Annotated in this window: 5 protein-coding genes, 1 tRNA gene and 4 pseudogenes; 2 read left to right on the top strand and 8 right to left on the bottom strand. The window is 44.0% G+C overall.

The window, feature by feature from the left end:
- The 5 genes and pseudogenes from ACY3FQ_RS01180 to ACY3FQ_RS01200 form a co-directional block, all read right to left on the bottom strand.
- Nucleotides 1–386, bottom strand: a pseudogene (locus ACY3FQ_RS01180) (IS66 family transposase); the annotation flags it as partial.
- A 42-nt stretch (nt 387–428) separates the two neighbouring features.
- Entirely contained in the window at nt 429–770 is a 342-nt protein-coding gene (locus ACY3FQ_RS01185; protein ID WP_005401372.1) for a hypothetical protein, read from the bottom strand.
- 152 nt (nt 771–922) lie between these two features.
- Nucleotides 923–998: transfer RNA gene (locus tag ACY3FQ_RS01190), tRNA-Glu, on the bottom strand.
- A gap of 92 nt (nt 999–1,090) precedes the next feature.
- Entirely contained in the window at nt 1,091–2,599 is a 1,509-nt protein-coding gene (gene gltX, locus ACY3FQ_RS01195; RefSeq protein ID WP_005401371.1) for a glutamate--tRNA ligase, read from the bottom strand.
- A 148-nt stretch (nt 2,600–2,747) separates the two neighbouring features.
- Nucleotides 2,748–3,032, bottom strand: a complete 285-nt coding sequence (locus ACY3FQ_RS01200) for a hypothetical protein (RefSeq protein ID WP_176538368.1) — start codon at nt 3,030–3,032, stop codon at nt 2,748–2,750.
- 411 nt (nt 3,033–3,443) lie between these two features.
- On the opposite strand from ACY3FQ_RS01200, the pseudogene ACY3FQ_RS01205 reads away from it, so the two are divergent.
- Nucleotides 3,444–4,084, top strand: a pseudogene (locus ACY3FQ_RS01205) (transposase); the annotation flags it as partial.
- Nucleotides 4,085–4,185: 101 nt separating this feature from the next.
- Nucleotides 4,186–4,428, top strand: coding sequence for a hypothetical protein (locus tag ACY3FQ_RS01210; protein WP_026056400.1), 243 nt, complete (start codon nt 4,186–4,188; stop codon nt 4,426–4,428).
- Nucleotides 4,429–4,500: 72 nt separating this feature from the next.
- On the opposite strand, the pseudogene tnpA reads toward ACY3FQ_RS01210, so the two are convergent.
- The 3 genes and pseudogenes from tnpA to tnpB form a co-directional block, all read right to left on the bottom strand.
- A pseudogene (gene tnpA / locus ACY3FQ_RS01215) lies at nt 4,501–4,764 on the bottom strand (IS200/IS605 family transposase); the annotation flags it as partial.
- 32 nt (nt 4,765–4,796) lie between these two features.
- A pseudogene (gene tnpC, locus ACY3FQ_RS01220) lies at nt 4,797–6,378 on the bottom strand (IS66 family transposase).
- A gap of 74 nt (nt 6,379–6,452) precedes the next feature.
- Nucleotides 6,453–6,680 (bottom strand): IS66 family insertion sequence element accessory protein TnpB (tnpB, locus tag ACY3FQ_RS01225; RefSeq protein WP_489773525.1); only part of this gene is annotated, 228 nt, incomplete at its 5' end.

A 6,680-nucleotide genomic window follows, 5' to 3' on the forward strand; every position in this document is an offset into this window, starting at 1 on the left:
CCACGCACATGCTGTTCCTTATAGAACTGTGCCGGTCTGAAATGCAGTTTTTCACTGACATCTTCGCCGATACGACGGAGTTGGCAGCCACAAGCACATTGGGTTGATGCAGGTTCATGCTCAATACGGATGGTGTGTAGATGATCTGGCAGTGGTCGACGTTTAGGTTTATTGGTTTTGGCTTTCTGTGTCGCTGCATTGGTTTTATCTGCATTTAGCCGTTCCAGTTCTAGATCAACCGCGGCAATATCTTCTTCAACCGCTTCATCCCACAGATGGATTTGTTTTGCCGTTAAGTGTTCATTCTTTTGGGCGAATTTGTGCTTTTTAAACAGCGCCAGTTCATGCTCGTATTTTTGATTGAGAATAGAAAGATGTTGAACTTTGTACATAGACTCCCTTTTTGGATGCAGGTTCTAAGTTAAGGCTTAGATTTCCCACTCATGGTCGCATTCGCGGCATTTCCATTTTTTCTGAGACTGCATGAAGCCTTGCATTGAAATCTTAAAATCAGGAAGATCGCGGTAAAATAAGAAGCCTGCAATTACACACACGATGAAAACCACAACCGTTGCAATTTGTAGTGTTGAGCCAGCGCCATCCCCAAATAGCCACATTGCGATGCTAATGAGCACCAAAAGTAATAATACAAAAATGGCTGGAACCAAAAAAACCAGACTTTTAGGCACAACAGGGCGCGTTGCTGGAACCCCTGCTTGAGCAACTGGCATAATTTTTGGGCTTTGACATTGAGGACAACGATATTGCATTACAACTCCAAAATTCGAATCTATGCCGTATTCTAATCGGATTGGAGCAGAAAGCCAAAAAAGCGTGGTAATGAAGTGCTGATAATTTTGAGGCAATAAAAAACCCAAGTCATAATGCTTGGGTTTTTTACCAGATGTTGCCATCTTAAATATGGCGTCCCTACGGGGATTCGAACCCCGGTTACCGCCGTGAAAGGGCGATGTCCTAGGCCTCTAGACGATAGGGACTTATTGAGGCATCACGTTGAGTGGTTAACACCGTCTCTCTGTGTGAGCGCTATATTAGGGATATAACGCCCATGCGTCAACTAAAAAATCAATTAAGCTTCATCAACTGCGTCATTTTTCGGCAATTTTAGGCTTTCATTGAGTTTTTCCCAAACTTTTGCTTCTTTTTTGCTTGGACCACCGACAATTTCAAGGGCATGACGTAAGCGCGCGAAGGTTAAGTCAGGGCCAATGGTGACCATGGTTTGCATCACTGGAGTCGAAGCGGTTGAACCGGCAATCGCAATAAAGAACGCTGGCATAAAGTCACGGAGCTTAATTTCCATTTGGTTGGCTAAGTCCATCAAGGTTTGACTTACGGTGTCATTGTTCCATGTGAACATGCTTTCCAAACGCCAAATCGCAAATTGCAGACTTTGACGAACTTGTTCTTCGCTCAGTTTCTTGCTTTCAAACTGTTCTTTGGTCAAGCTTGGGAACTGGTTAAAGTAATGCGCAGACCAGTTCACCGCTTCTGAAAGTAAGTTGATACGAGGTTGAATTGCTGCGGCGATGTCTTCGAGCATCTTACGATCTGCTTTCCATGCCAATAAGGTATCTAACAGTTCAGCAGGGCTTAAGCCTTTGATCCATTGACCATTGAGCCAATTCAGTTTTTCCACATCAAAAATTGGACCACCGAGGGATACACGTTGAATGTCAAAGTGTTCAATCATCTCGGCCAATGTGAATTTTTCGCGTTCATCTGGCATCGACCAGCCCATACGGCCTAAGTAATTCAACAAGGCTTCAGGCAAGACACCAATATTTTTGTAGTAGTTAATAGAGGTTGGGTTCTTACGTTTCGACAGTTTTGATTTGTCTGGGTTACGTAGTAATGGCATATGACCCAGTACAGGCATTTCCCAACCAAAGTATTGATACAGCAACTGATGTTTAGGTGCAGAAGGCAACCATTCTTCACCACGGAAAACGTGGGTGATTTGCATCAAATGGTCATCGACCACATTGGCAAGGTGATATGTCGGTAAACCATCGGTTTTAAGCAAGACTTGCATGTCCACTTGTGCCCAAGGGATTTCTACTTCCCCGCGCAGTAAGTCATTGACTGTACAAATGCCTTCTTCGGGCACTTTCATACGAATCACGTGTGGCTCACCTGCAGCAAGGCGACTTTGAACTTCTTCAGCAGATAATTTTAAACCACGACCATCGTACTTTGGTGTTTCACCACGGGCCTGTTGTTCTGCACGCATTTGATCCAACTCTTCGCTCGTAGCAAAGCAGTAGAACGCATGACCTTTTTCAACCAAATCCAGTGCATATTGTTTATAAATATGCATGCGTTCAGACTGGCGATACGGTGCATATGGCCCGCCAATGTCCGGACCTTCAGACCAATTCAATCCTAACCAACGCAATGAATCTAAAATCATTTTTTCCGATTCAGGAGTCGAACGAAGTTGGTCGGTATCTTCGATACGCAGAATAAATTCACCACCATGTTGCTTGGCATAGCATAAGTTAAATAACGCAATATACGCTGTGCCCACATGCGGGAAGCCAGTTGGAGAGGGTGCAATACGAGTACGAACAGTCATAGCCAATTATGATTCAGAATGTAAATTGAGGTCTATTATAACGAAAAAGCCCGACCACTTAATGCTTAATTCAACATTCAGTGATCAGGCTTTAGTACGCAAATGTCATAACTTGAGAGTGGTTACGACACTGTGGCTTATTTTTAGTTTAGAGGAACAATGATTGCACAAAACGGCTAAAGCGCTGGTTTTGTGTAGCAAAGAAATTTTGTGTCGGTGCAACTTTGATTGAGGTCATGATTTTTAAATCATTATCCGTCATCGTGGTTCGGTCACTGCCTTTTTGTTGACTGATCGCTTTTTCAATCAACGATGTTTTCTCAGTGGGCATCGTCGCTTTGTCATTGCTTTGAATGGCTGCACTATGTCCCAGTTGGCTAAAACAAGCCAAGCCGATACTCAACGTAACGGTATGTAAAAATGTTGCTTTCATGTCCTTTTCCCCCCTCTCAACATGGTATTGGAACAGATTTTTATTAAAGTCATTGGTAATCTAGTTTCAATTTAACCGATTTCACAAATAAAAAAGTAGAACTGTGTCACATAATTTACAAAATTATAAACAAATTTGGGCTAAATTGACATTTAAACATCAAATATAAATCATTTGGCTTTTTGTACCAAATAACTGTGGAGATAGCATGGAGATTTTGAGCTTGATCTGTGGAGGGTGGATATGGGTTATCCTTAAAAGTGCACAAAATAGTCCTTTTAGAGATATCTTTTTATCAGTATAGCCGTAAAACCTCGCCTTCAGGGTATAGGTATCTATGATCCTAGCCAAAATAATGGACAGCACGTCCCTCTAAAGATAACGTAACTTTAATCTTTGGAGATTCAAGAAATGGCTAAACGTTTTAGTCCTGAATTTAAACAGCAAGCGATTGATTATGCACTTTCAAACCCCCACGAACCTATAGCTGCAATCGCCCAGAAATTAGGTGTTGGTTATTCAACATTGGATAAATGGATTCGTGAAGCCAATCCAGTGGGTTCAAGCAAACGCCAACTTTCATCAGAACAACAGCAGATTTTAGAATTAGAGAAAGAAGTCAAACAGCTCAGGGACGCCAATGACATCTTAAAAAAAGCGCATGTGTACTTTCTGACAGATCATGCCAAGAAAAGTACACGGTAATTCAAGATCTGGATGTGAATGAAGTCACTGTATCTTCTGCCTGTAAATGCCTGGGTGTCAGCACTTCAGGCTATTATGCCTGGCGAAAATGCCAGGCCAATCTAGCGCAGAAATATAATGATTTAAAAGCCGTATATTGGCAGCATCATGCACGATTGGGTGCACCTTCATTGGTACATGACATGCATGATTTAGGTTACAGCATGAGCGAACGAACCGTTGGAAGAATGCTTAAAAAGCTTGGTTTACGTAGCAGGATTGCACGTAAATACAAGCATACGACTGATTCAAACCATCGTTTGCCTACAGCGCCTAACTTGTTGGATCGTCAATTTGGCGTTGGTCAATTGAAAGCTACTTCAAGCTTCTAAAACAAGCGGGTCATGATGTTGAATCGTGGCTCCAAACGACCCCTCAAGCAATTTTAAGAAAACTACTTGTTGCGAGTATGGCCTGCGTACTGACATGGCGAATACAACGCTGTAATGATGAACAAACTACTCGAGTAAGAGCCGTACTAACACGACTATCTGGGCGACAGCAAAAGCGAGGGAAAAGAGAAAGTGCACCATCAATACTTGCTGGACTTTCAATCTTATTAAACACCTTGAAGCTACTGGAAAGTTATTCGGTGGATGAGTTAAAGGAAATGGCTAAAATTGCGTTGGGGTATCCACACGAAGATGTGTAGATATCTATACCTTCAGGGCGGGGATGTAAGGCTGCAATCCGCTAGTCCCCTTGTGGGGATTAGCTAGGATTGCTAATGCGGAGTTTGCTGTTGCTGAATATATTGTTTGATAATCCCAATAGGTGTACCATCACATGATGCAGCGAAATAGCTAGGCGACCACAAAGCATTACCCCATAACTTGCTTCTAATTTCAGGGTGCTTGGTTCGTAAAATACGACTGGAAGCACCTTTTAAACTATTTACCAAGCTAGAAATAGCGACCTTTGGCGGATAATGCACAAGTAGATGGACATGATCATCTTCACCATCAAATTCTGCCAACTCGGCTTCAAAGGTAAGCGTGCGCTGAACCCCATAGCTATTTTTTAACTTGGGTTGGATTTCCAGCGGTGTGGCAGTAATTCTTCTATTTGGGTCACTTTATGGGTCGGTAACCTTTTCAGCACATCACTGAGATAGGCATACGGATCCAGCCCATTCAGTTTTGCTGACTGGATCAGGGTCATGATATTGGCCGCTCGTTGACCACTACGCAGCGAACCTGCAAATAGCCAGTTCTTACGTCCCAAGGCCCAGGGACGCATCTGATTTTCCAACCAATTATTATCAATGGGCAAATTGCCATTATCCAGATAGCGACTTAAGGCTGGCCAGCATTTTAGGCTGTAGTTGATCGCTCGGGCAGTTGGGGAACTCGATGGCACCGTCAGCTGATGTTGGTTGAGCCACTCATATAGTTGTTGCATCACCGGTTGACTATACTGTTGCCGGTATTCGCGGCGGTGTTCTGCTGTACCATCCGTCTTTTTCCTGAGTTCTGCTTCTATCGCATACAGTCTCTGAATCATCAGTAATGCCTGTTCAGCGATCTGACTTTTCCCGGTCACATGCAGTTCATGGAATTTACGACGTGCATGCGCCATGCAGCCCACCTCAATGACATCGCCTGATTTAAAGCGTGCTTTATAACCACTGTAATCATCACAGACCAGATGCCCCTGCCAGCCTTTCAGGAACTCTTCAGCATGCTGACCTGAACGGCTATCTTGAAAGTCATAGATCACCGCCTGAACTGGATTGTACTGTGTGGTGGCATAGGCCCAGATATAACCTTTCTTCGGTTTTTTCTCATCATCCCCCATCTGCATGATGATGACTGGTGTTTCATCTGCATGCAGCACCTGTTGTTGCAGCACAAGCTGTTTTAAGGCATTGGTCAGAGGTTCAAGTTCTACCCCACAGCGTCCAATCCAGTCAGATAATGTGGATCTGGAAAGATCAACACCTGCGCGTAGAAAGATTTGACGTTGACGATATAGCGGTAAATGATCAGCGTATTTGGAAACCAGCACATGGCTGAGCAATTCAGGTGTAGCGATTCCTTTATCAATAACATACGCAGGCATCGCTTGTTGAGTCAGGATGTCACACTGATCACAGACCCATTTACCACGGATATGTTGTTCCTTATAGAACTGTGCCGGCCTGAAATTTAGTTTTTCACTGATATCTTCGCCGATACGACGCAATGTGCAGCCACAGCTGCATTGCGTTGAGGCAGGTTCGTGCTCAATACGGAGGGTTGGCAGGTGATCTGGCAGTGGTCGACGTTTAGGTTTGTTGACTGTGGCTTTCTGTGTCGCTGCATCGGTTTTATCTGCATTCAGCCGCTCCAGTTCCAGATCAACTGCTGCGATATCTTCTTCGACCGCTTCATCCCACAGATGGATTTGTTTTGCGGTTAGATGTTCGTTTTTACTGCCGAATTTGTGCTGTTTAAATAGTGCGAGTAGAATCTAATTGCTGATTGGTGACTTCAAGATGTTGAACTCTGGCATCTAATTGCTGGTTTGATTGTGCTAGAGACTGATGCTGCATCGCCAACTGCCGGGTAAATTCCAGCAGTTGTTCATGGGTCAGTTGGCTTAAGTCAGGCAGCGTATTCATGACCGCAGTATGCCTGAGGTCATGAAGAGAATGAAATAGAACGTTTGGAGAATAGCAGAATAGCCGAGCTTGGTTTAGAGCATTGTTACCACTTGCTGTCGTCCAATGCGCTGCCAGGGCAAACCCTGGATTAATGCCTGTAACTGTTCCGGGTTGAGGACCACGGTTTCACCTTGGTGAACTTGAGCCCAGTGGAATTTTCCCTGTTCCAGCCGCCTGGCACACAGCCAGATGCCCAGTCCATCATGTACCAGCACTTTCATACGATGGCCACGTTTATTACAGAACAGGTAGGCGCAATG

It is taken from the genome of Acinetobacter sp. AB03, from assembly GCF_058107045.1.

What these genes read in the sequence shown, in the direction of transcription:
- ACY3FQ_RS01200 (WP_176538368.1), bottom strand. Translation starts at nt 3,032, where the DNA reads ATGAAAGCAACATTTTTACATACCGTTACGTTGAGTATCGGCTTGGCT.
- gltX (WP_005401371.1), bottom strand. Translation starts at nt 2,599, where the DNA reads ATGACTGTTCGTACTCGTATTGCACCCTCTCCAACTGGCTTCCCGCAT.
- ACY3FQ_RS01210 (WP_026056400.1), top strand. Translation starts at nt 4,186, where the DNA reads ATGGCCTGCGTACTGACATGGCGAATACAACGCTGTAATGATGAACAA.
- ACY3FQ_RS01185 (WP_005401372.1), bottom strand. Translation starts at nt 770, where the DNA reads ATGCAATATCGTTGTCCTCAATGTCAAAGCCCAAAAATTATGCCAGTT.